The sequence below is a fragment of the Mesorhizobium sp. CAU 1741 genome (genome assembly GCF_039839275.1).
Lineage (GTDB): Bacteria > Pseudomonadota > Alphaproteobacteria > Rhizobiales > Rhizobiaceae > Aerobium.
On record NZ_JBDOQP010000004.1, the window covers coordinates 393,587 to 414,328 of the forward strand.

Sequence of the window (20,742 nt, forward strand, 5' to 3'; positions counted from 1 at the left end):
TTTACCCATCACCTGCTCCTCATGCCATCGACTGTTGCTCACTAGGTAGTCATTCTAATTGATGGCGAGAACCGTCTTATTAGTAATAGGCCCGATTAGCCGAGATCATTGATGCGTCCTGATCAGCTTGCCGATTTCGCTGTCTTTGCGGCAATCGCCTCCGACCGAAGCTTTACGCGCGCCGCGCGTCGGCTCGGGGTCACGCAGTCGGCGTTGAGCCAGACCATGAAGCGGCTGGAAGGCCAACTCGGTTTTCGCCTGCTCTCCCGGACGACGCGCAGCGTTGCCCCGACAGCGGCCGGCGAGCGCCTGCTCGCCATGCTGTCGCCGGCATTGGCAGGGCTGGACGAGGAGATCGCGGCGCTGTCGCAGGCGCGCGGCGCCGCGGTTGGCACCGTACGGATCACCACGGGCAAGCACGCGGCCGTCTCAGTGCTGTGGCCGATGCTCCCCGCCTTCCTGCGCAGCCACCCCGGCATCGAGGTGGAGGTGCACGTGGAGGACGGGATGACTGACGTCGTCGCGGGCCGCTACGATGCGGGTATCAGGCTCGGCGAGCGACTGGAGAAGGATATGATCGCGTTGGTGGTCGGGCCTCCGCTTCGCGTCGCAGTGGTCGCCGCTCCGGGCTATCTGAACGACGGTCCGGCGCCTACGGAGCCGGCCAATCTCACGGCGCATCGCTGCATCGGTTATCGCGACGCGCAGGGCGACCTGTCTCCCTGGTCGTTCGAGCGCGAAGGCCGAGCGGTGACGGTCACGCCAGGCCGGGGGCCGGTGTTCAACGACGGCGACCTGCTAGTGGCCGCCGCCCTCGAGGGTTTCGGCATCCTCTACATCCTGGAGGATCTGGTGGCAGCACCGATCGCCGATGGCCGTCTCATACGCCTGCTGGAGCCGTGGTGCGGGCCGTTCCCCGGCTATCATCTCTATTATCCCGACCGAGAAGGTACGAGTGCTTTCGAACTGTTCAAGGGCGCGCTTCGAGACAGCAGGGCTGGATGAAAGATCGGTAGCGTCAGCGTGAAGGGTGGACCTATCGTCGCACGAAAGCCGCGTCGCTGCGGCGACCATGTTTTGCCTTGGCCGAACATCCGGGCGGGGTTCGACAGCCTTCAAGCCGACATTGAACGGGTTTATGCTGACGGTCACCAGTGGCGCTACGCTTAGCTGCCTCTTCTGCTAAGCTACCTTTGCCACGTGCTCTCGCTTTTTTACGATCATCGCGACCTCAGCGTTGTGATGTGTTCCCCACTCGCATAGCGGCGCGAGCAATTCGGCCAGGGTTCGACCAAAATCCGTCAGCTCGTATTCGACGTGCGGTGGCACCGTCTGGAAGTCGATACGGCGAATGACCCCATCGTCCGCCAGTAGCATTTGAGCAATCTTATAGCTGTTGCCCGATTCCGGAAAATAATGGAGACGATACGTTTCTGCCATGCCTGCTTCTTCCTCTAATCCAATGCTTCTGCTCGGTATCAGACGGTGATGCGCGTTTGTTATTCATGATCGCCGCGAAGCTTGGCATGCGGCGGAGACTGGCGCATACCTCGCACGCGCCAACCTCGATATTCCGTGGTCCTGTGGAACTGTAATGGACTAGCTTTCGGTCTCAAGTTCGAGCAAAGCATAGCTGGCTCGCAGGAACTCGGCTGATCATCGAGATCGAAGCCGCCAAGCTGATGACCCCGCGAGGACAGGACGACAACCCTCGCCGATCCTGCTGCCTTGAGTGCCGGCCATAGGGCAGCTGTCAAACGGAAATGCCCGAGATGATTTGTGGCGAACTGTCCTTCCCGTCCGTCCCCATCACGAAACAGCGGCGGCGCCATGATGCCGGCATTCAGGATCAGCAAATGCAGGGGTTGGCCGCTATCCAGGAACCCCTTGGCGAAGTCGGCGACTGACGTCGGGTCGATAAGGTCCATGGAGGCTACCTCGACACTGGGCAAGTCAGCCAGAGCCTTACTGGCGGCCGCGACATCGCGCGCCGGCACGAGGACCTTCGCCCCCTGACCGGACAGAACGCGTGTCGTCTCCAGCCCCAGGCCTGATGCACCGCCGGTCACGATCGCGATCTTCCCGGAGAGATCGATCCCCCGCGCCACCTCCTCGGCGGTGGTTGCCGGTCCGAAAGCGGTGCCGAGGGGCTTCTGTTGCATGCTCATTGCTGATCTCCTTGATTGATGATCAGGAGATGGCAATTGGCCGCCGGACAATCTATATGCGCTTTACCTGATTTTTGTCGAGATCGTCCGATGTCCTTAGCTGAAGACCCGTTGTCTCAACTTCTCGCCGTTCCCGGTGCCCAGGCCGTGGTCTCCACCGGCCTGGAAGCACGTGGGCGCTGGGCCGTCAGCGTGCCGCCGGTCCGGTCGCTGAAATGCAACGCGATCCGCCGGGGCACATGCGAGCTGGAGGTCCAGGGGCGCCGCTGGCAACTCCAGGCCGGAGACTGCTTCCTCGTGGCACCTGACCTCGCCTTCCTGATCGGCAGCGACCTGACGCGGTCCCCACGTCCGGCAGCAGACGTCTTTGCCGGATGCGACGATGCCCCATTTGCCCGGCTCGATGCGGGTGATGGGCCTGAAACGGTATGCCTCGGCGGCCGCATGGACGTGTCCCAGAGTGCAGCGCTGCTCGTGGAGGCGTTGCCACCGGTCACGATCGCCGCCGCGGGCACAGCTGCGGCGGCAACCATCGGCTGGCTGCTGGACCGGCTGGAGGTCGAGCAGCGCGAGGCGGCGCCGGGTGCTGCGGCGATGGCCACGCAGATCATGCAGATGGTGTTCATCGAGCTCATCCGTGGCATTCCTGCGGACGCGAACCGGGGCTGGATCGCGGCGCTTTCCGATCCTCGCATCGGTCCCGCGATCCGGGCAATCCATCGGGAGCCGGGGCGCAACTGGCGACTTGAAGACCTGGCGGCGATCGGTCACCTGTCCCGCTCCCAGTTCGCCGCACGTTTTCGTTCGGCCGTCGGGCGCGCGCCGATGGACTATCTCCTGCACTGGCGCATGACCCTTGCACGCAACGCCCTCGCGAAGCCCGGGACCACAGTATCCGCCGTTGCAGCCGAACTCGGCTATGCGTCGGAGAGCGCCTTTGGTGTTGCATTCCGCAGGATCACTGGCACGACTCCTCGCCAGTCTGCCCGGCAGACATGCCGAGCCTTTCGTAACGTTCAGCGCTTCGGCGAAGAATAGTTGGCATCGGATGTCACGTTGGCTGACGCTGTCTCGTCTTGTTCGTGAAGCATCCCAAAGGAGCCACGAACATGAAGATTGTCGTCATCGGAGGAACCGGCCTGATCGGGTCCAAGACCGTTGCGAAGCTGCGCGAGCGCGGCCATGAAGCAATCCCCGCCGCACCGTCGACGGGTGTCGACACGATCACGGGAGAGGGACTGGATGCTGCGGTTGCGGGAGCGTCGATCGTCATCGATCTCGCCAACTCGCCCTCCTTCGAGGACGCGGCAGCCATGGAGTTCTTCCAGACCTCGGGCCGTAACCTGCTCGCCGCCGAGAAGAAGGCAGGCGTCAATCACCACGTTGCGCTTTCGGTGGTTGGCACGGCCAAGCTGCAGGCCAGCGGCTATTTCCGCGCCAAGCAGGCGCAGGAAGAGCTGATCGAAGCCTCTGGCATTCCCTACACGATCATCCACTCCACCCAGTTCTTCGAGTTCATGGGCGCGATCGCGCGTGGCGCTACGCAGGACAATGAGGTCCGGCTGTCATCGGCGTTGATCCAGCCGATCATCTCCGACGACGTGGCCGAAGCCGTCGCCGACATCGCGCTCGGTAACCCGGTGAACGGGATGGTCGAGATTGCCGGGCCGGACCGCGCGCCGCTGGACCGCATGGTCGCACGCTTCCTGTCGGCCGCGCACGATCCGCGCATTGTCGTGGCCGATCCCGCATCGACCTATTTCGGCGTCGTGCTCGACGAGACCTCGCTCGTGCCGGCCGGCCCCGCCAGGATTGCCACAACCACATTCGACACGTTCCTCGGCCGCGGCGAGTTTCGGACATGAGCCGCATGAAGCTCTACTACGCGCCGGGCGCCTGCAGCCTGGCGGATCACATCGCGCTGCACGAAGCGGTGGCATCCTTCGACATCGAGCGTGTCGATATCCGCACGCACACGACCGAGCACGGCGTCGACTTCAGGAGGATCAGCGACAAGGGTTATGTTCCCGCGCTGATCCTCGCCGATGGTCAGATGCTGACCGAGAACATCGCCGTGCTTGACTATCTGGCGACGCTCTATCCCCAACTTGCGCCTGCTGGTCTGCTCGGCCGCAGCCGGCTGATCGAGGCGCTCGCCTTCGTATCGACCGAACTGCATCGCGCCTTCAAGCCGATGTGGCATGGCGGCTCCGCGCGCGAACTCGCGCGTGCATCCGGGACGGTGACCGGTCTGCTGGTCCTGTTGTCCGGCGGCATGAAGGGTACGTTCCTGTTTGGCGACGAGCCAACGGTCGCCGACTTCTACCTGTTCGTCATGCTGCTGTGGGCCGAGCGCTTCGACGTGGAGGTCCCCGAACCGATGGCCGAACTGCGCCGGCGTATGCGGGAACGACCTGCGGTCGTCGCCGCGATGACGGCCGAAGGCCTCGCCTGACCTCGAAACCTGATAGAGTTCCCACTGGAGATCATGATGATACCGCGCATTGTCGACCCCTTTTCCAAGGCCACCGCAGGCATCAAGGGCATGTATGCCGTCGAGGCCGCCGTTGCTGCCAGCCTGGACAAGACCGTCCTGCATCTCGTCAAGCTGCGCGCCTCGCAGATCAATGGCTGCGCCTATTGCCTGCACATGCATGCCAAGGCCGCGCGCGCCGACGGCGAGACCGAGATGCGCATCTACCTGCTCGACGCATGGCGCGAATCCACGCTCTACTCGGCACGCGAGCGCGCCGCGCTCGCCTGGACGGAAGCGCTGACCGACGTCGCGTCCACCGGAGCGCCGGACGAAGACTATGCGCTGGTAGAAGCCGCCTTCGACGAGACGGAACGGGTGAACCTAACGCTGGCGATCGGCGCGATCAACTTGTGGAACAGGCTGCAGGTCGGTCTGCGCGCCGTTCACCCGCCCGAGGGAAGCAATGGACACGCTGCCTGAATCGACCCGTCTGTTCGAGGCGCAGCGGCCACGGCTGCTGCGCCTCGCCTACCGGATGCTGAGTTCCGTGACAGAAGCGCAGGATGTCGTGCAAGATGCCTGGCTGCGCTGGCAGCGCACGGACATGTCCGAGGTGCAGCACGCTCCCGCCTTCCTGAGCCGCATCGTCACCCGCCTCTGCCTCGACGCCATGAAGTCTGCGCGCGTCCGCCGCGAGACCTATATCGGCAGCTGGCTGCCGGACCCACTGCCCGAGCCAGACGACGACCTCAGAGCCGACAATCTGACCCTCACGCTGATGCTGGCCCTGGAGCGGCTGTCGCCGCTCGAACGTGCCGCCTTCCTGCTGCATGACGTGTTCGACATGCCGATGGACGAGATCGCCGCGACGCTCGACCGGGACGTCGCGGCGGTCCGGCAGCTTGCCTCACGCGCCCGGCGCAATGTGCAATCCGACAAGCCGCGCTACCCGGTTGCCCGCGACGATGGCGATCGGATCGCCATAGCCTTTCTCGACGCGACCCGGACAGGTGATGTCGGTACTCTCCGGACGATCCTCGCCGACGGTGTCAGGATCGTATCGGACGGGGGCGGCAAGGTGCTGGCCTTCCCAAACGCCATCGTCGGCCTCGACAGGGCGCTGCGTCTCTACAGGGGCCTCTTTCGAAAATATGGCGACGCCGAGAGCATCGTTCGGCAGGTCTGGATCGACGGCCTGCCCGGCTACATCAGCCTCTACAACGGCACGCCGCAGACGACGTCCTTCGAGATCGAGAACGGCAGGATCGTCGCGATCTACAAGACACGAAACCCGGACAAACTCGCGCATATCTCGGTAACCGGCGACGCACTGCATTAATATGCGTTGGCTATATTGGGGCCGACAGCGGGCAGTCGGGTTACCGGCGCTGCACTACTAAAACGGACATCCAATTTGATCAATTTTCCGGTAGCATTCTGCTGCCGCCGGCTATCCACCAGCTAGTATGATGGCGTGGAGCAGGCCACCGGAGTCGCCATTCGTTGCCAAAGGGCGCAGATCACCGGCCCATACGGAGGCCAGCATGAGATGGTCCGTCAGCACTTGATCTGTTCTTACCCTGAAGCAACTACAAGCGCTCCATCGCAAACTTGAGCGGACTAGGCCGCCTTTCGTAAAGCCATGCAAGGTGGCCGCTACTGCAATCATTTCCGATAGAGCCGCACCGGACTTCCATCCGCGCGAGCGATGATGCCTTTCCCTTCGAGGTCCAGCTGCACGGCCTTGAGCCACCAGCCTGCCTTGGCGCCGCCAGGAAACAGGTTCTGGTCCAAATGCGGCAGCAATGCCGCTTTAGCCTCTGCGACTTTAATGCCGGGTGGCGCCTTCGGCAAAACGGGCAACAGCGCCTCCCGCATGGCTTCGTATTTTGCACGGTCGAGCCGTTGTGTACGGCCTGGGGTATTCGTGTTTCCAACTTCAATTTTGTTGTCAGGCATTGAATGTTCTCCTCACATCGGCAGCGGTTGGATTGCGAAACCCCATCCGCATCCAGGCCCAGAACAGTCGGGCCATGGAACCCGCCGAATGGGTACGCGCATTGGGCAGATCGTCCGGCAGCGGGGCAGGGGCATCGCGGGTCATCGTGCGCAGTTCCGGCGCGGGTGCGGAGCTGTCGGGCCATCGGGCGGCGTAGACGCTAAGCCAGTGGCCTCCCTTGAATTCCAGCCACATCGGGCTGTTGCAGCACGTGGCCACGATCCGTTGCGTGTGCGCCTGCGGCGTCAGACGGAACGAAGCGAGCAGCTCTGCGCCCCGCTCCACCTTTGCGCGGTCCTTGCGTTGTATCACGAAGCGGGTGCCTCCGTTCGGCTCGGTGATCGCAGCGCCCAGACGGGCAGCAGCTGCCCGGCAGGATGTGCAGTGACATTCGGCCGCCATTATCGGCTGGCCGGAAAGCGAAAGCGCCACGGTGCCACAGGTGCAGGTGATCTCGGTCATGCGGACCGACCATCGAATGCGGCGCGCAAGGCGGCGATGTCGATTTTCTTCATGCCCATCACAGCGGCCTGCGCACGGCCTGCCGCCTCACGGTCGGGATCGGACAGCATATGCGTCAGAGCGGTCGGAACGACCTGCCAATGCACGCCGAAACGATCACATCGCCAGCCGCAACGCCCTTCGCTGCCGCCCTCGGTCAGAGTATCCCTGAGCCGGTCTGTTTCGGCCTGATTGAGTGTGGCGACGGAAATCGAATGATCGTGTTTCGGCGAAAACGCGTCGTTGCCATCCATGAGCATGTATCTGGTGCCCATGCAGGTCCAGAGGACAATCGACATGTTCGGCCCGATGGGCTGAACGTGATCGACGCGGGTGTCGGGTAGCGCCGCGGCATAGAAGCGGGCGGCGTCTTCTGCCCCCTCCCTGAGAAAGATACACAGTCGGGAGTTCGGTCGGTCGGTCATCGTCAGCCTCCTGAATGGGTGACCGCAGGAACACCGAACAGGTAGCGGACATAACGGTCGAGGTGAGCGAGGGCCTCTCGTGCGAGGTCCGGGTCGTTGCCTGCCTTGGCAAGGACGAAACCGCCCTGAATGACGGTTTGGAAATGCCGGGCGAGGGACTTTGGCGTCCAGCCGACCGGGTCGATACCACGCGCGTCGACAGCAGCAGCGATATCGGCTTCGAGCGTTTCAGCATGGCCGAAGATGCTGGCCCCGGCCGCATCGCGTATTTCGGGAGCAGTCGAATGAACCTCTTGTGCCATGGTACCGACCAGGCAGGTGAACTCCGGAATATCGTCGGTGATGATCGCGCGGCGGAATTCGATATAGGCCAGTACCCGTTCGAGCGAATCGCTTGGCGTGTGATAGGGAGCTTCCTCGAAGAACGCGCTCGTCGTTTCGGCCCAGAAATCCGCCACGGCAACGCCGAGAGCGTCCTTTGACTTGAAGTGGTGAAAAAACGCCCCTTTCGTCACTCCTGCCGCCTTGCAGAGATCATCGACGGTTGTGGCGGCGAATCCTTTGGTCCGCACGACATCGCGAGCCGCTTCAAGGAGTCTTGTCCGGGCGTCGCCGCGTTCCGGGGTGTGTTTCGTCGGGCGTGACATTCGATTTAAATACCGACCAGTTGGTATCTTGTCAATGTGGGCAAAGATTTTGTCTGGCGATGTCGGGTTGCTGACAGGCAGTTCCGGGGCCGACTGCTGACTGTCCGGTTCTGGGGATCGCACCGCCCGAAGCCGACCTTCGAGTGACGCGAAGGTTCGCGCTAGCCAGGCCGTCCAAATAGTTCTTCGGCTGTCGCCACGGGTGCCTCCTTGCCGCGCTCGATACTCGACTTGGCACCCTCTCGTGCCGGGCGCCCGGAACGGTTAGCCACCCTGAGCAGGCTGTCGCGCGTTACGGCAATCAGTTCCGGAATGCAGATGTGGCGGAAAGGGCATGACCCATCCGTCACGGCAATTCCCTACATGCCATCCGACATCTCCCAGAGCCTAGCGGCAGCGGCCGGATCCATCGCGTAAGGAGCGACACCCTTTCGCCCTGGATCGCCGGCGTGAACCGGTGCGATGTTGCAGTCTTCGAGGTAAAGCCCGCCTTTGCCGGCGAGCAGCGGGCTTGTGGCCGCCCAGACGCTCGTCGCAGCACCCTGCTCAGGCGTCTTCATACCTCGGTCCGGATCGACAATCGGCTTACCGTCGGCATCAAGAGCGTCGAAGCCAGCGATATCCTCGTCTGACAGGTGGCGCGCGAGGTTGGTCAGGATCTGGCCGGGATGCAAGGAGAAGGCGCGGATGCCGTCTTCCTTTCCGCGCCGGTCGAGTTCGACGGCAAAGAGGACATTGGCTGTCTTGGATTGCCCGTAGGCGACCCAGCGATCGTAGGGACGGCGCCGGTAGTCGATATCGTCGAAATCCACGCCCGCGATCTGATGACCACGCGACGAGACGCTCACCACTCTTGCGCCACGCGCCTTCACCAGTGCTGGCCACAGCGCCGTCACCAGCCGGAAATGGCCGAGATGGTTGGTGGCGAACTGGCCCTCGTGACCGTCGCCGTCGCGAAAGAGCGGCGTCGCCATGACGCCGGCGCTGTTGATCAGGATCGGCAACGGGATGTTGCGGGCAAGGAAGCCGGACGCGAACGCTGCGATGGATGCAGAGTCGGTGAGATCCATCGCGACCACCTCGATACCCTCCATGCCTTCGAGGGCGAGAGATGCCCTTTCAGTGTCGCGTGCGGGCACGATGACCGTTGCGCTAGCACCTGTGAGGGCGCGGACGGTCTCCAGCCCGAGTCCCGAATAGCCGCCTGTGACGATTGCGGTCTTTCCCGTCAGGTCCAGGTTGTCGACGACGTCGTAACCGGTGCTGTGCGCATTGAAGGGTGAAGAAATGGGGGTCTGTTCCTCGGGCATGGTGATCTCCTGCTTTTCTGGCGTGGAGATAGGCCCTATTGAGTAGACGTCCCAGCGTCGTTCGTCCATAATTCCATCGTGATCGTCCAGAACCAGCCAACCGATGTCCTCTCGGATGTCTTCGAAACCATCCGCGCCGAAGCGCGCTGCTCGATCAGCCTGACGGCCGGCGGGACCTGGGGCGTTGCCTTTCCCATGCCCTCGCACATCAAGGTCAACGTTGTGCGCAAGGGTCGGTGCTGGCTCCGTGTGGAGGGAGAGGCCCCGGTCGACCTGACCGTTGGAGATTGCGTCGTGGTCGCGGGCTCGCCCTTTATCCTGTCGAGCGAACCGGACGGTCCTACAGTCTCGGCGCGAGACGTCTTCGCGTCCGACGGCATGGCTGCGATGGTCGGCAAGGGTGAAGACTTCTCAATCCTTGGCGGAAGCGTCGAGGTCGACCCTGTGGACGGTGCGCTGCTGACCGGGGCCCTGCCGCCTGTGATGACGATCAAGGGAACAGACGCCTCCTCGATCGCCTGGCTGCTGGAAGAACTGGACAGGGAGTGGAACAGCGCGGCGCCCGGGGCGCGGCTGATGAGCAATGACCTCCTGCGCTTGATCTTCGTGCGCGTGCTGCGCCTCTACCTGATGTCGTCCGACGAGCCGTCGAAAACCTGGCTATCGGCGCTGGCCGATCCTCACATGGCGCGCGCTCTCCAGGCCTTGCACGGCGATCCCGCCCGACGCTGGACCGTGGCAGACCTCGCGCACGAAGCAGGACAGTCCCGCTCCGCATTCGCGGCGCGATTCAAGTCGCTGCTTGGCGAGGCGCCGCTGGAATACCTGACAGGCTGGCGGATGCGGCTGGCCGCGGCGAGCCTTCGGACGACGCGCGCTTCCATTCCGGAGATCGCCCAACGTGTCGGATACATGACCGACAGCGCCATGAGCGCCGCTTTCCGACGCGTGCACGGGATGTCCCCGGCTCGCTATCGAAATGCGTTCGGTCGCAGTCCGACAGCCGCTGATCAGGCTCCGGGAATTGGCGCATAGGGTCGGGGAAGCTCACCGTCCGGTGCATAGCTGAATCCGGCGTGAGGATTGCGCCTAGCGCCTGCGCCAATGACCTCTGGCAACAGCGAGTGTGGTACCCGAGCAGCCTTGAGGAAAGCGAGTGGCGCCGTCATGGCTGGTGACGACGCCCGCAGGGCTCAGGGCTTTGCCTTCACAGGCAGGCGGAACGGGGCGCCCAGTCGGTTGAACGCGTTCATCGCCGCTATCGCGATGGTGAGATCGACGACATCCTTCGGCTGGAAGGCTGCTGAAACCGCAGCGTAAGCCTCGTCTGAAGCGTGCGTCTCGCTGACGTTCGTCACCTCTTCCGCCCAAGCAAGTGCAGCGCGATACTGGTCGGAAAACAGATGCGGCACTTCTTCCCAGACGGGAAGCAGGGCGACCTTATCGGCTGCCATGGTCTTGAGGAGATCCCGCGTGTGCATGTCAATGCAGTGGGCGCAGCCGTTCATCTGCGACACGCGCAGGAACACGAGATGGATGAGTTCTTCCGGCAAGTTGGTGCTGTGCAACACGTAGTGATGTACGCCGTACAGAGCCTTAGCTCCGGCCGGCGACACTTCAGGCCAGTTAAGCCGTACGATCTGGTTCATGATGGTCTCCTTGGATTGCGCGCACTAGGGCGCTGCGTACATGACGAGACGGGCGGCAACAGCGTGACATTCGGAGCTTCACTTTTTTTCACGAGCGTCATGTCACGATCGAACCGGCTGTCTCGTCTTGGAGAAGCGTTGTTGGAGATGGTGTTGATGGGCGAATGGAGCGGTGCGCATGCATGCTGATCAACGGGCCGCGGCCTTTGCTTCGGAGCGCCAGCGCCTCATTCGCCTCGGTCACCGCATGCTTGGATCGTTTAGCGAGGCGGAAGATGTCGTTCAGGATGCCTGGCTGCGCTGGGCAGGCGTCGAGGAAGAGGTCCGCGATCCTGCCGCATACCTCACCCGCATCGTCACTCGACTATGCCTCGACAGGATGAAGTCGGCGCGGGCGCGGCGAGAGATTTATGTTGGTCCCTGGCTGCCGGAGCCGCTGGTTGAATCATTCGACGCGTACGAAACCATCGCTGACGATGTCACTGTGACTCTCATGCTTGCGCTGGAGCGACTGTCTCCCTTGGAACGAGCGGCGTTTCTGCTGCACGATGTGTTCGACGTCGCGCTGACCGAGGTAGCGGTCGCGCTGGATCGTGAACCTGCCGCAGTTCGGCAGCTGGCGTCTCGCGCACGCAGGCGTGTCCAGACCGCCCGGCCGCGATATCAAGTCGGTGCTGCGGAGGCCGAAAGGATTGTTCGCACCTTCTTCGCCGCTTCGCGTGACGGCGATGTGGCCGCGCTGTCAGCATTGCTAGCGCGCGATGTGGAGATCCACAGTGATGGCGGCGGCAAGGTGCTGGCGTTTCGCAATGTCGTTTGCGGCTTGGTGAACGCACTGCGACTGTTCGCTTCTGCTCACCGCAAGGCCGTAACATCTCCCAGTTTCCTGCGCAGTGCCATCGTCGACGGGTTGCCGGGCTACCTCAGCCTCGACCACAATGGCGCGCTGCAGACCACAGCGCTGGAGATCAGGGCCGGCCGGATCTTCGGGATTTACATGGTCAAGAACCCGGACAAACTAACACACGTTCAAGCGTCGACCCGGACTGCTCAAAATAAGCGCCAACGCTAAACGAGCAGTCGTGGCCGCAAGGGGGCCGTCTGCTGACTGTCCGCTTCTAGCCGAGAAGCCGAGAAAGCCGACATTTGGCCAACCACCCCATCGCGGTAGTTTGGCACGCTCCAGATAAATTCCGATAGCTGTTGTGATATGTAGCGACTGGAGCGCAATTCGGGCCGCCCTTAGTCAGCATGGGAAGGGGCCATGCCAACTATCAGTGCCGCATTCACGCCGCCAAATCCGAAGGAATTCGATATTGCAAACTTGATGTTTTTCGCTCTCGGCTGGTTTGGCACGAGATCAAACTGAGCGGCATCCTCGGTCGGATTCTCCAGATTGATCGTCGGCGGCAAGGTGCCTGTCTGAAGGGCCTTGACGCAGAATACAGCTTCGATTGCCCCCGCGGCGCCCAGCATGTGCCCTGTCGCCGATTTCGTTGATGATACCGACAAATCCTGTCCACGGCCGGTAAAGACCGCTGCCAGCGCAGCGATTTCCGCACTGTCTCCCACTTCTGTCGACGTCGCGTGGGCGTTTACATAGCCGATCTCAGTCTGCTCGATCCCAGCCATGGCGATGGCCTGGCGCATCGCCTCCTGGGCACCGGCACCGTCGGGCGATCCGGCTGTCAGGTGATAGGCGTCGGCCGAAGTGCCATAGCCAGCCAGCACCGCCAGCGGCTTGGCACCGCGTGCCTTGGCGTGACTTAGTTTTTCCAGCACCAGAACGGCTGCACCTTCGGCCAGAACGAATCCGTCATGTGCCTTGTCGAACGGCCGCGAGGCCTTTGCCGGGTTATCCGAATAAGATGTGGAAAGAGCGCGTGACGCGCCAAATCCGCCAATCGAGATCGGATCAACTGAACCTTCTGCGCCACCGACGACGGCAACGTCGGCTTCGCCAGTCAGGAGCAGCCGCATTCCATCTCCGATCGCCTGGGCCGAGGCCGCGCAAGCCGTCACCGGCGTTCCGATCGGACCGCGGAACTTGTGAATGATCGATAGCCATCCGGCTGCGAGATTGGCGAGAAATGAGGGAACGGTGAAAGGAGACAGGCGTCGTGGGCCCTTGGTCCTGATCGTCTCGACTGCCCGTGCCATTGCCGGCGACCCTCCGACGCCAGAGCCAATGATAGTGGCCGTAGCCGCCTGGTCCTCATAGCTCTCGGGATACCATGCAGCTTGCTGAAGTGCCTCTGCCGCAGCAGCGATGGCATACTGGATGAAGACATCCATCTTCTTGATGTCTTTGCCATCGATGTAGGCCGCTGGGTCGAACCCGGCGGGATCGCTCTCCTTGGAAGGAACCAGCCCAGCGATATGGGAAACGAACTCCGTCGTGTCGAACCGGCTGTTTCGCACGATTCCGCTTCGACCTTGCAAAAGCCGGGTCCACACGGTTTCAACGCCAACGCCAAGCGGGCTCACCACTCCCATTCCGGTAATGACGATCGGATCGGCAGGGTCAGGCTTTAACATGATGGGTTCTCCTGTGTATATGCACGATTTTTGTGGGCAAGAGCCGAGCGGTCGCCCGAGTCAAAGGGCCGACAAATGCCGCAAACCGGCAATGGTCGTCATGAAGTCCGGGTTCGTCAGGTTTTGACGCAACTCCTCTTGGGATCGGCGCCATTCGGGAATAACCGACTCAAATTTCTTATGGCCAGCTTTCGTCAGCTCGGCCTGCCGCTTTCTCGCGTTCTCGCCGGGGCCGACGGACACCAAGCCTTTGCGCTCCAGGACCGACAGGTTGCGGGATAGGGTGGTCCGGTCCATGGCAAGCGCCTTAGCCATCTCGGTAACGGACCGATCCTGCTGCATGACCAGCGCAGCCAGAATGTTGAACTGCGCTCCATTAATTCCGAATGGACGAAGCTTGCCATCAGCGCGGCGCGTTATCGCACGCGCCGCCATACGGGTATTCAACACAAGGCAAAGGTTCAAATTGTCATCCATAAGTGGCGACCCTATACGTGCATATACACGAGTCAATAGGGACAAAGCCTCTGTTGCTGCGTACGCCTGAAGTCCCGGCGGCTTGGGAGATCACCCTGGATCCTACTATCGGCATGCTGTTGCGGTATGCTTAGAGCAGCGGCACGTTCCCCGTGGTTAGCGATTTCGTTGCTCGCCTCTAGGCCAGATTGCGTTTGCCCGACAGGCCGCTAAGGCAGCCATCTACCGTCTCCATATGCGCCGTGGACTGGGGCGGATAGTTGCCTGTCCGCTGCCGCGATTTCCCGCGCCACGCTGTCGAAAGCCGGCCTTTCCAGCAGCCTTCGATACCAGTCACCAAGCGCCGGATGATTATCGAGCGAGGGGCCGCACAGTCGCAGCGAGAACAACACCGACATGAACACGGCGATGTCGGCCGCACTAAACGATCCGCAGAGGAACTCCCGGCCTTCCAGTATTCCCGAGAGATCGGCAAAATGCCCATCCAGCTCCGCCTCCGCTGGACGTGCCTCACGCTCAAGAGCCTCCCAGTGCTCTCGGTCACGCTGACCGGGTCTGGTGCGGTGCATCAGCGGCTTGAGCGAAACAAGCAGAATCTCATCTGCGAAAAGATCGTAGAGACGGCACTGCGCCCGCTCCGCGGGAGTACCGTGGAAGAGCCTCACTTGCGGGTAGGCATCCTCAAGATATTCGATGATGACGGTCGAATCGTAGACCGCGAGGTCACGGTCGAGCAAGACAGGAACCTGTCTTTTAGGGTTGGCTGCGAGGACCTCCGGATGCTTGGGTTCGTAGCCCTCTGTTTGGCTGAATGGCACCATGATGCGCTCAAAGGTCAGGCCCTTTTCGTGGAGAGCGATCTCGACTTTGCGCGAGAAGAGGCTGAGCGGCCCGGAAAGCAGCTTCATTTTCCCCCTCCTTGGCAGAGCGTCTTCGTCGCGAGAGCCGAAAGGCTTCCAGCATGAATCAGCGAGCGCGCTGTCGGCGTCAGCCAGGATACCTCGTTCGGCCGCCACACGCGGCCCTCCATTTCGGGACGAATGTGCTCTGTCCATTCCCGAGATGCTGCAAGAGCATCGGTATGAGCGTCGTAGGCAGCGCTATCACGAAAGAGCGAAAACCAGACGACGACGGTTTCTCCCTCCCTCACCGGTAGACGCGGAAAGGTATTTTCCGATCGCTCTACGCTAAAGGTTCCAACTACGTTCGCGCCGGTCCGGCTTAAAACCGGCAACACCTCCCGGGTGAAGAAATCCGCAAACGCGCTGTCGGTCCGGGGAGCGAGGTACGCAACGGTCGCCACGAAGAGCCCGGGCAGGCTGCCCTTTGCATCTCGGGGCGCCCTCTTGGTGTCCATCGGCTGGAACGCGTTCTCTGGTGAGAGCGGGCGGAGCAGCAGCACATTGTCCGAGTTCACCATCGTCGCATTGGCAGCATCGCGATGCTCGGCCCAAATCGGGCCCGAGTAGAACGTCTCCAGCGCATTTTCGCGGGAAGCCAGGTCACCGAAGCCGCGCAGCCAGACAAAGCTGTCGGGCGAGTCGAGGTCACGGAACTGGCCGAGGACGCGCATGCCGGCCTGCTCTTGCGTCTCCACGAACTCCCGATCAAAAAGCTCGATCAGCGTTTCGCGACTTCCGGGACGCAGGCGGTACCGCCGCAGTTCCACCACGGATATTGAACCAAGGGCTGCAGTTTTGGGCATGCTCTCTGCGGCAATGGTGTCAGGCGCGTTCATCGTGTAGTTCTCCCAGGATAACAGGACGCTTGTCCCGTTTATCACAACAGGACACTTGTCCTGTATTGTCAAGCTGCTATTTTGCAGTTGACGGCGCAATGAGGATGGAGCGGCAGATGAAGACGGACGCGGCGCGGCACGGCGGGCGGCGAAACGACCCGCAGAGTATGAGGAATAAGCTGATCGACACCGCCTATACCGCCTTTGTCCGGAACGGCTACCACGCGACTTCCATGCACGATCTCAAGCACGAAGCCGGCGTTTCCGGCGGTGCACTCGCCCATCATTTCCCGACCAAGAAGGACATCGGCCTGTCGGTATTACGCGACAGGGTGGCCAGGACGGTCGAGGAGACATGGATCGCGCCCTTGCAGGCGGCATCGGGCGCGCGCCATGGCATCCTCGGTATCTTCGAGGAAATCGTCACCGAACTTGAAGGCCGTGGATCCGTAATGGGTTGCCCGCTGAACAACCTCTCCCATGACATGGCGCGGCAGGACCCGGATTTCCGCGAGGAGATCGAATTGACTTTCCAGCACTGGCACGAAGCAATCGCGAACAAGATCCGCGCCGCGCGAGAGCCGCTCGATGAAGTCGACCCCGATGCCTTCGCAACGCTCGTCATTGCCGTTTATTCTGGAGCCATGGCGATGGCCAGGGCCAGTCAGAGTGCCGCGCCGCTTAGGGTCTGTAGCGACCAGCTCGATCGCATCATGAGAGGCTGGGGCGTCGTTTGAGAGCTTCCACGCGCGACTTACCGAGCTCCGGGCTCTGGCTGTCCAGGAAGGTGTCAAGGCCAAGCCACAATCAGCACACCAACCCCTGTTTCTGAAGGGCAGCTATCGGCTCATCAATTCTGTTAGCTGGCACACCGCTTCCTACCCCGTCGCTGAAGCCCGGAGCTAGCCACGTCCCGAAAGCAGCTGTCAACTCACGGCCCCGTAACGGCCGCGAAAGGTCACTTTCTCGGCGGACGGTTTTGCAGACAGAATTTCCGTTCGCGAAGAACATGATGAGGCGGCTGCGCGGCGCTTTGTTTATAATGTAGCTTCGGTCGCTATTGGCTTTGTAAGCGCCTATCGCTGAAGGCAAGCTTCAGCGATCGAAAGGCTGTTTTCGTAAAGATGGTGACGCGTGATCCGGCCATCTTCAACGGTGAGGTGCAGTGCAAACGGGCCCTCGAACGTCTTCTGGGTCGCGCGCACCGTCCCCGATAAATATCCCATCAAGACAGCATCGCACCCGTCGACAATAATGGTCTCGATGGTCGCCCGTGCATCCTCGGGCACAGTGTGGTGCATCAACTCCGTGAACTGCGCTGCGCATTCGGCAGCAGTTTTTCGAGGGCGAATCCAGGGAGCTGCGGGGTTGTCGGCAAGCCTCCAGTCGACCTCGTCGGCGAAGATTTTAACAAGCTGTTCCGTATCTCCTGCCAGTCTAGCAGCAAGAAACGTGTCGATAGCGGCCCGAGTCGCCTCGACGCAAATCGGCTGTGCGCGCTCCTGAATGAGCGTCTTGGAATTGGTCGGCATTTGGGTTTCCTAGTGCAAATCAGAACCATCGCTCTTGGTCTGATGAATCGTGGTGGCAGTTGATGGAGGCTTGGTCGACTACGACAGTAGTAATGATTGCGATCCCGCTGAAGAGCCTAAGCAATGCATCGAATGCGCTGCCTTTGACCCCGAGGACAGAGTTTGACACGGCACCCTTGAGTGCCGCACCATCTTACCTGGCGTAGGTCCGGTATTCGATCGCGGTGAAGATGGATACCACCAACGCCTGACCGAGAATGAACGCGATACCAAGTGGAGCCGGCGCGACAAACTGACCGAAGGCAAGCACAACGCTAGCAATAACCCACGCGGCATTGCCGGTGATAACGGTCCATGCGGCCCAGCGGGGCGTCGAAGAGCGTGCCGCGACTAACGCCATGAACACGGCAACCGGCACGAGGATGCCCCCAGCACCAACCAGCACGAACTGGGGAATGCCAAGAATGCCGGCGAGAATAGCACGACCGCCGACAAGCAGGGCCGCCATCACCAAGCAAGTGGCGGCGTCAATGCCGACGATCGTCTGAAAACGCGGAGGCCGGGGAACTACGGTCTCGTGGATGGTCATTGCGGATACTCCTGTTCATGACGCTCCGACTTTTGGAGGCCTTCGTCTCCGCACTATCGCGCCGCTTTATCGCGTTGATCGATTACGTTGCGAGTAATTGTGACGAACTTTTTTGACGACTACGGTGACAGCCATGGACACTCATACCGACAACGCAGGAGTGCTCTTGCGCCAATGGCGCGAGCGGCGTCGCCTGAGCCAGCTTGCGCTCGCTACGAAAGCGTCGATTTCGCAGCGGCATCTGAGCTTCGTGGAATCGGGTAGGTCTCGTCCCAGCCGAGACATGGTATTACACCTTGGCGACCAGCTCGATGTGCCGCTCAGGGAACGCAACATCCTGTTGGCCGCAGCGGGCTTCGCGCCTTATTACCCACAGACCGCGCCCGACGATACTGGCTTCGACGCAATGCGCCAACTCATACAACGCATTCTCAATGGCTATATGCCACATCCCGCTCTTGCCGCCGATCGCTATTGGACATTGCTTGCCGCCAACGATGCAATCCGCGAACTTCTGAGAGATGTCGACCCCAAGCTCCTTGAGGGCGAAGTCAATGTTCTGCGCCTGAGCTTGCACCCCGACGGACTTGCGCCGCGGATCGTGAACCTTCGCGAGTGGCGCCACCACCTTCTCGCGCGTCTCGACCATGACATCAACGTGTCGGCCGATCTGAAGCTCGTGGCGCTCCGGGACGAGATCGCCGCCCTTCCGGTGCCGCTCTCGCGCGGCCCTGAACGCTTTGGCTCCCTGCGCGAAAGCCGACTCGCCGTGCCACTTGTCCTGCGGACCGAAAATGGCCCGGCTACCTTCCTCAGCACCACGTCCGTTTTTGGCACCTCGGTCGATGTCACACTGTCCGAAGTTGTAATCGAGGCATTCTTCCCATCGGATGTCTCTAGCCCACAGAGCGCCAGGGCGAGACAGAGATGAACCTCGCGCTCATGGAACTGATCGACAAGCAGTTCCTGGAGACGCCCATCTACGGCGTGCAGCAGATGACCTGGCACCTGCGGTTCGAGAGCGATGCCGTGAACTTCAACTGCGTTCGGTGGGTGTTGCGTCTCATACGCCTGATGCCGATCTTCCAGAAGCCGGACGCGAGCAGGCCCGCGAAGGGGCACAAGACCTACCCCCACTTGTTAGGCGGGTTGCGGGTCGACCGGCCCAATCAGGTCTGATGCGCCGACGTCACCTACCTGCCGATGCGGCGTGCCTTCCTCTATCTGGTCGCGATTATGGACTGGTTCACGCGCAAGGTGCTGACCGGGCGCATCTCGAACACGCTGGAAGCGTACTTCGGTGTCGATGCGCTGAACGAGGCGATCCACAGCTTCGGCTCGCGGCAAGGGCCGCTGCCTCGACAACATCTTCATCGAGCGCCTCTGGCGATCTCTGAAGTATGAATGCGCCTACCTACACGCTTGGGGGACCGGTCGCAGGCAGAATGCGGTCGGTGGATCACCTGCAACAACCACCAGCGGCCACACACCGGCAATGCGGACAGCCGCCCGCCACAGTCTACTTCACCAGCATCGAAACCGGTCAGCAGGTGCAGGCAGCAAGCTCAAGTCATTCCGAAATCTATCCAGAGATCGGGGAGTGGCTCACTCCGATGAAGGCACGTACTGATTTCATGATGTGGGAAGGCATTTCGGCGCTCTTACGGCCAATTGCGAGGGTAGCTTCGCAACGATTGGAGTACATGACATTGGAAAACATACTGGGCGGCAGATACGGGCATCATCGATGCGTTGACGATGCAATTTGCCACGTTCGCAGTCGGTCAAAAGGCCTGGCGCTCCCGGATGGCCTTCCGGCGACGCTGAACTTCCATCCCGATGCCCTCCACCAGGGGCGGCTAATGATCGACGTGCTCGCAAGAGAGGGAATCTACCGCTCGCAATTCGAAACCGGGACGAGCAATGGCGGCTTGACCGCACACCCCGGCGGCGACCGCTGGCGCTGGGAAAGCCGTATATTCGGAGCCGCTTATGACAATGCTGAGCCTGAGCTGCGACCGAAATACGGAGCATTGAACTATCGCAGGCGCGTGACGGGCGGTTCGCCACGTTTCGGCTCCGCTCACCTGCGGCTGCGGTCGCAAATCCTCGCCCGCACCACGTTCTGCTATCCCGACAGCCACCTTGATCCGGTCGATTTTGGTGTGGCTGATCGCATGAGCCTCATTGCCTTGGCCGAGCAGGAACGCGCTTCGACAGACGTGCTCGACAGTTACATCGAAGCCCACGTGCATGGTTCATTAGTCTTGGCGGACGACGTAGAAGCCATCGTGCTCGACCCCTGCTATCGCGACACCGAGATTGAAGCCTTGGCCAAAACTCTTCCCTGTGCCATCGAATGGCATCCCGGGTTCCGCATGCCAGTCAGCCTGGTTGAGGCCTGCAGGGCCTATCGCGGTCTGGAGTTTGCGGAGCTGGCAGCTTCGATTGCGGAGGACGGTTACGTGACGCCCCGCGCGATAGGCGTAGCCCTGAAATCCAATAAAGCCGACCCGCAGTCCCTCAAGCGCGTGTGGCACTGCTTGGCGAAGTTCGGAAGCCCAGTTACGGAGTAGTGCGGCAAGAGGAAAGTCCGCGCTGGAGGGGTCAGCCGTAGGTGAGACGGGAATTATCTCCCTCACAAGCGGGGCCGGTACGGACGGTCCGATTATGGGGACTCGTGGCGGTAAAGC

The 20,742-nt window shown here is 61.6% G+C and carries 27 protein-coding genes; 13 read left to right on the top strand and 14 right to left on the bottom strand.

Annotation, left to right across the window (positions count from 1 at the left end):
- Window positions 1-111 precede the first annotated feature (111 nt).
- The gene (locus AAFN84_RS18355) at window positions 112-1,005 is read left to right on the top strand and encodes a LysR family transcriptional regulator (RefSeq protein ID WP_347516083.1); all 894 of its coding nucleotides are present in this window, start codon (window positions 112-114) and stop codon (window positions 1,003-1,005) included.
- A 177-nt stretch (window positions 1,006-1,182) separates the two neighbouring features.
- On the opposite strand, the gene AAFN84_RS18360 is transcribed toward AAFN84_RS18355, so the two are convergent.
- Both AAFN84_RS18360 and AAFN84_RS18365 read right to left on the bottom strand, forming a co-directional pair.
- Window positions 1,183-1,440, bottom strand: coding sequence for a winged helix-turn-helix transcriptional regulator (locus AAFN84_RS18360; protein WP_347516085.1), 258 nt, complete (start codon window positions 1,438-1,440; stop codon window positions 1,183-1,185).
- Window positions 1,441-1,499: 59 nt separating this feature from the next.
- On the bottom strand, window positions 1,500-2,168 hold the full coding sequence (locus AAFN84_RS18365) for an SDR family NAD(P)-dependent oxidoreductase (protein WP_347516086.1): 669 nt from the start codon (window positions 2,166-2,168) through the stop codon (window positions 1,500-1,502).
- A 90-nt stretch (window positions 2,169-2,258) separates the two neighbouring features.
- Here AAFN84_RS18365 and AAFN84_RS18370 point away from each other — a divergent pair, with 90 nt between their 5' ends.
- The 5 genes from AAFN84_RS18370 (at window position 2,259) to AAFN84_RS18390 (ending at window position 5,983) form a co-directional block, all read left to right on the top strand.
- The gene (locus AAFN84_RS18370; protein WP_347516088.1) at window positions 2,259-3,206 is read left to right on the top strand and encodes an AraC family transcriptional regulator; all 948 of its coding nucleotides are present in this window, start codon (window positions 2,259-2,261) and stop codon (window positions 3,204-3,206) included.
- A 71-nt stretch (window positions 3,207-3,277) separates the two neighbouring features.
- A complete protein-coding gene (locus AAFN84_RS18375) occupies window positions 3,278-4,033 on the top strand; it encodes an SDR family oxidoreductase (RefSeq protein WP_347516089.1) in 756 nt (251 codons plus the stop codon).
- On the top strand, window positions 4,030-4,623 hold the full coding sequence (locus AAFN84_RS18380; protein WP_347516090.1) for a glutathione binding-like protein: 594 nt from the start codon (window positions 4,030-4,032) through the stop codon (window positions 4,621-4,623). The genes AAFN84_RS18375 and AAFN84_RS18380 overlap by 4 nt, the downstream gene beginning before the upstream one ends.
- A gap of 36 nt (window positions 4,624-4,659) precedes the next feature.
- Window positions 4,660-5,124: a carboxymuconolactone decarboxylase family protein gene (locus AAFN84_RS18385; protein WP_347516091.1), complete on the top strand. Its 465-nt coding sequence runs from the start codon at window positions 4,660-4,662 to the stop codon at window positions 5,122-5,124.
- On the top strand, window positions 5,108-5,983 hold the full coding sequence (locus tag AAFN84_RS18390; protein WP_347516092.1) for a sigma-70 family RNA polymerase sigma factor: 876 nt from the start codon (window positions 5,108-5,110) through the stop codon (window positions 5,981-5,983). The genes AAFN84_RS18385 and AAFN84_RS18390 overlap by 17 nt, the downstream gene beginning before the upstream one ends.
- A gap of 326 nt (window positions 5,984-6,309) precedes the next feature.
- On the opposite strand, the gene AAFN84_RS18395 is transcribed toward AAFN84_RS18390, so the two are convergent.
- The 5 genes from AAFN84_RS18395 to AAFN84_RS18415 form a co-directional block, all read right to left on the bottom strand.
- Window positions 6,310-6,603 (bottom strand): hypothetical protein, encoded by a 294-nt coding sequence (locus AAFN84_RS18395; protein ID WP_347516093.1) that lies wholly within the window; start codon window positions 6,601-6,603, stop codon window positions 6,310-6,312.
- Complete coding sequence (locus AAFN84_RS18400; RefSeq protein ID WP_347516095.1) at window positions 6,596-7,105, bottom strand: DUF6151 family protein; 510 nt, start codon at window positions 7,103-7,105, stop codon at window positions 6,596-6,598. Before AAFN84_RS18400 ends, AAFN84_RS18395 begins: the two co-directional genes overlap by 8 nt.
- The gene (locus AAFN84_RS18405) at window positions 7,102-7,569 is read right to left on the bottom strand and encodes a VOC family protein (RefSeq protein ID WP_347516096.1); all 468 of its coding nucleotides are present in this window, start codon (window positions 7,567-7,569) and stop codon (window positions 7,102-7,104) included. Before AAFN84_RS18405 ends, AAFN84_RS18400 begins: the two co-directional genes overlap by 4 nt.
- Window positions 7,570-7,571: 2 nt before the next feature.
- Complete coding sequence (locus AAFN84_RS18410) at window positions 7,572-8,216, bottom strand: TetR/AcrR family transcriptional regulator (protein WP_347516230.1); 645 nt, start codon at window positions 8,214-8,216, stop codon at window positions 7,572-7,574.
- A gap of 359 nt (window positions 8,217-8,575) precedes the next feature.
- The gene (locus tag AAFN84_RS18415; protein ID WP_347516097.1) at window positions 8,576-9,526 is read right to left on the bottom strand and encodes an oxidoreductase; all 951 of its coding nucleotides are present in this window, start codon (window positions 9,524-9,526) and stop codon (window positions 8,576-8,578) included.
- 78 nt (window positions 9,527-9,604) lie between these two features.
- On the opposite strand from AAFN84_RS18415, the gene AAFN84_RS18420 reads away from it, so the two are divergent.
- Window positions 9,605-10,561 (top strand): AraC family transcriptional regulator, encoded by a 957-nt coding sequence (locus tag AAFN84_RS18420; RefSeq protein ID WP_347516098.1) that lies wholly within the window; start codon window positions 9,605-9,607, stop codon window positions 10,559-10,561.
- Window positions 10,562-10,719: 158 nt separating this feature from the next.
- On the opposite strand, the gene AAFN84_RS18425 is transcribed toward AAFN84_RS18420, so the two are convergent.
- Window positions 10,720-11,175: a carboxymuconolactone decarboxylase family protein gene (locus AAFN84_RS18425; protein WP_347516099.1), complete on the bottom strand. Its 456-nt coding sequence runs from the start codon at window positions 11,173-11,175 to the stop codon at window positions 10,720-10,722.
- A gap of 178 nt (window positions 11,176-11,353) precedes the next feature.
- Between AAFN84_RS18425 and AAFN84_RS18430 the strand changes: the two genes are divergently transcribed.
- Window positions 11,354-12,247 (top strand): sigma-70 family RNA polymerase sigma factor, encoded by an 894-nt coding sequence (locus AAFN84_RS18430; protein ID WP_347516100.1) that lies wholly within the window; start codon window positions 11,354-11,356, stop codon window positions 12,245-12,247.
- A 170-nt stretch (window positions 12,248-12,417) separates the two neighbouring features.
- Here AAFN84_RS18430 and fabF read toward each other — a convergent pair whose 3' ends face one another.
- The 4 genes from fabF to AAFN84_RS18450 form a co-directional block, all read right to left on the bottom strand.
- Window positions 12,418-13,713 (bottom strand): beta-ketoacyl-ACP synthase II, encoded by a 1,296-nt coding sequence (gene fabF, locus AAFN84_RS18435; protein WP_347516102.1) that lies wholly within the window; start codon window positions 13,711-13,713, stop codon window positions 12,418-12,420.
- Window positions 13,714-13,773: 60 nt separating this feature from the next.
- Window positions 13,774-14,190 (bottom strand): MarR family winged helix-turn-helix transcriptional regulator, encoded by a 417-nt coding sequence (locus AAFN84_RS18440; protein WP_347516103.1) that lies wholly within the window; start codon window positions 14,188-14,190, stop codon window positions 13,774-13,776.
- A 209-nt stretch (window positions 14,191-14,399) separates the two neighbouring features.
- Window positions 14,400-15,098, bottom strand: coding sequence for a glutathione S-transferase family protein (locus tag AAFN84_RS18445; protein WP_347516104.1), 699 nt, complete (start codon window positions 15,096-15,098; stop codon window positions 14,400-14,402).
- The gene (locus AAFN84_RS18450; protein WP_347516105.1) at window positions 15,095-15,928 is read right to left on the bottom strand and encodes an NIPSNAP family protein; all 834 of its coding nucleotides are present in this window, start codon (window positions 15,926-15,928) and stop codon (window positions 15,095-15,097) included. Before AAFN84_RS18450 ends, AAFN84_RS18445 begins: the two co-directional genes overlap by 4 nt.
- 116 nt (window positions 15,929-16,044) lie before the next feature.
- On the opposite strand from AAFN84_RS18450, the gene AAFN84_RS18455 reads away from it, so the two are divergent.
- Window positions 16,045-16,665, top strand: a complete 621-nt coding sequence (locus AAFN84_RS18455; protein WP_347516106.1) for a TetR/AcrR family transcriptional regulator — start codon at window positions 16,045-16,047, stop codon at window positions 16,663-16,665.
- A gap of 339 nt (window positions 16,666-17,004) precedes the next feature.
- Here the strand turns inward: AAFN84_RS18455 and AAFN84_RS18460 are convergent, their stop codons facing one another.
- Window positions 17,005-17,460 carry a nuclear transport factor 2 family protein gene (locus AAFN84_RS18460; protein WP_347516107.1) on the bottom strand — a complete coding sequence of 152 codons (456 nt, stop codon included), beginning with the start codon at window positions 17,458-17,460 and terminating at the stop codon, window positions 17,005-17,007.
- A 193-nt stretch (window positions 17,461-17,653) separates the two neighbouring features.
- Complete coding sequence (locus AAFN84_RS18465) at window positions 17,654-18,049, bottom strand: hypothetical protein (RefSeq protein ID WP_347516108.1); 396 nt, start codon at window positions 18,047-18,049, stop codon at window positions 17,654-17,656.
- Between the two features lie 133 nt (window positions 18,050-18,182).
- On the opposite strand from AAFN84_RS18465, the gene AAFN84_RS18470 reads away from it, so the two are divergent.
- From AAFN84_RS18470 to AAFN84_RS18485, 4 genes are read left to right on the top strand one after another with little or no spacing between them, the layout of a single operon-like run.
- The gene (locus AAFN84_RS18470; RefSeq protein WP_347516109.1) at window positions 18,183-18,980 is read left to right on the top strand and encodes a helix-turn-helix transcriptional regulator; all 798 of its coding nucleotides are present in this window, start codon (window positions 18,183-18,185) and stop codon (window positions 18,978-18,980) included.
- A complete protein-coding gene (locus tag AAFN84_RS18475; protein WP_347516110.1) occupies window positions 18,977-19,228 on the top strand; it encodes a hypothetical protein in 252 nt (83 codons plus the stop codon). Before AAFN84_RS18470 ends, AAFN84_RS18475 begins: the two co-directional genes overlap by 4 nt.
- Before the next feature lie 57 nt (window positions 19,229-19,285).
- A complete protein-coding gene (locus AAFN84_RS18480) occupies window positions 19,286-19,453 on the top strand; it encodes a hypothetical protein (RefSeq protein ID WP_347516111.1) in 168 nt (55 codons plus the stop codon).
- A 50-nt stretch (window positions 19,454-19,503) separates the two neighbouring features.
- On the top strand, window positions 19,504-20,625 hold the full coding sequence (locus AAFN84_RS18485; protein WP_347516112.1) for a DUF3626 domain-containing protein: 1,122 nt from the start codon (window positions 19,504-19,506) through the stop codon (window positions 20,623-20,625).
- Window positions 20,626-20,742 lie beyond the last annotated feature (117 nt).

Coding starts and splice junctions, on each gene's coding strand:
- AAFN84_RS18480 (WP_347516111.1), top strand. CDS start 19,286: ATGGACTGGTTCACGCGCAAGGTGCTGACCGGGCGCATCTCGAACACG.
- AAFN84_RS18405 (WP_347516096.1), bottom strand. CDS start 7,569: ATGACCGACCGACCGAACTCCCGACTGTGTATCTTTCTCAGGGAGGGG.
- AAFN84_RS18445 (WP_347516104.1), bottom strand. CDS start 15,098: ATGAAGCTGCTTTCCGGGCCGCTCAGCCTCTTCTCGCGCAAAGTCGAG.
- AAFN84_RS18360 (WP_347516085.1), bottom strand. CDS start 1,440: ATGGCAGAAACGTATCGTCTCCATTATTTTCCGGAATCGGGCAACAGC.
- AAFN84_RS18385 (WP_347516091.1), top strand. CDS start 4,660: ATGATACCGCGCATTGTCGACCCCTTTTCCAAGGCCACCGCAGGCATC.
- AAFN84_RS18370 (WP_347516088.1), top strand. CDS start 2,259: ATGTCCTTAGCTGAAGACCCGTTGTCTCAACTTCTCGCCGTTCCCGGT.
- AAFN84_RS18395 (WP_347516093.1), bottom strand. CDS start 6,603: ATGCCTGACAACAAAATTGAAGTTGGAAACACGAATACCCCAGGCCGT.
- AAFN84_RS18450 (WP_347516105.1), bottom strand. CDS start 15,928: ATGAACGCGCCTGACACCATTGCCGCAGAGAGCATGCCCAAAACTGCA.
- AAFN84_RS18475 (WP_347516110.1), top strand. CDS start 18,977: ATGAACCTCGCGCTCATGGAACTGATCGACAAGCAGTTCCTGGAGACG.
- AAFN84_RS18465 (WP_347516108.1), bottom strand. CDS start 18,049: ATGACCATCCACGAGACCGTAGTTCCCCGGCCTCCGCGTTTTCAGACG.
- AAFN84_RS18440 (WP_347516103.1), bottom strand. CDS start 14,190: ATGGATGACAATTTGAACCTTTGCCTTGTGTTGAATACCCGTATGGCG.
- AAFN84_RS18425 (WP_347516099.1), bottom strand. CDS start 11,175: ATGAACCAGATCGTACGGCTTAACTGGCCTGAAGTGTCGCCGGCCGGA.
- AAFN84_RS18410 (WP_347516230.1), bottom strand. CDS start 8,216: ATGTCACGCCCGACGAAACACACCCCGGAACGCGGCGACGCCCGGACA.
- AAFN84_RS18380 (WP_347516090.1), top strand. CDS start 4,030: ATGAGCCGCATGAAGCTCTACTACGCGCCGGGCGCCTGCAGCCTGGCG.
- AAFN84_RS18455 (WP_347516106.1), top strand. CDS start 16,045: ATGAAGACGGACGCGGCGCGGCACGGCGGGCGGCGAAACGACCCGCAG.
- AAFN84_RS18430 (WP_347516100.1), top strand. CDS start 11,354: ATGCATGCTGATCAACGGGCCGCGGCCTTTGCTTCGGAGCGCCAGCGC.
- AAFN84_RS18400 (WP_347516095.1), bottom strand. CDS start 7,105: ATGACCGAGATCACCTGCACCTGTGGCACCGTGGCGCTTTCGCTTTCC.
- AAFN84_RS18375 (WP_347516089.1), top strand. CDS start 3,278: ATGAAGATTGTCGTCATCGGAGGAACCGGCCTGATCGGGTCCAAGACC.
- AAFN84_RS18470 (WP_347516109.1), top strand. CDS start 18,183: ATGGACACTCATACCGACAACGCAGGAGTGCTCTTGCGCCAATGGCGC.
- AAFN84_RS18415 (WP_347516097.1), bottom strand. CDS start 9,526: ATGCCCGAGGAACAGACCCCCATTTCTTCACCCTTCAATGCGCACAGC.
- AAFN84_RS18390 (WP_347516092.1), top strand. CDS start 5,108: ATGGACACGCTGCCTGAATCGACCCGTCTGTTCGAGGCGCAGCGGCCA.
- AAFN84_RS18460 (WP_347516107.1), bottom strand. CDS start 17,460: ATGCCGACCAATTCCAAGACGCTCATTCAGGAGCGCGCACAGCCGATT.
- AAFN84_RS18355 (WP_347516083.1), top strand. CDS start 112: ATGCGTCCTGATCAGCTTGCCGATTTCGCTGTCTTTGCGGCAATCGCC.
- AAFN84_RS18365 (WP_347516086.1), bottom strand. CDS start 2,168: ATGAGCATGCAACAGAAGCCCCTCGGCACCGCTTTCGGACCGGCAACC.
- fabF (WP_347516102.1), bottom strand. CDS start 13,713: ATGTTAAAGCCTGACCCTGCCGATCCGATCGTCATTACCGGAATGGGA.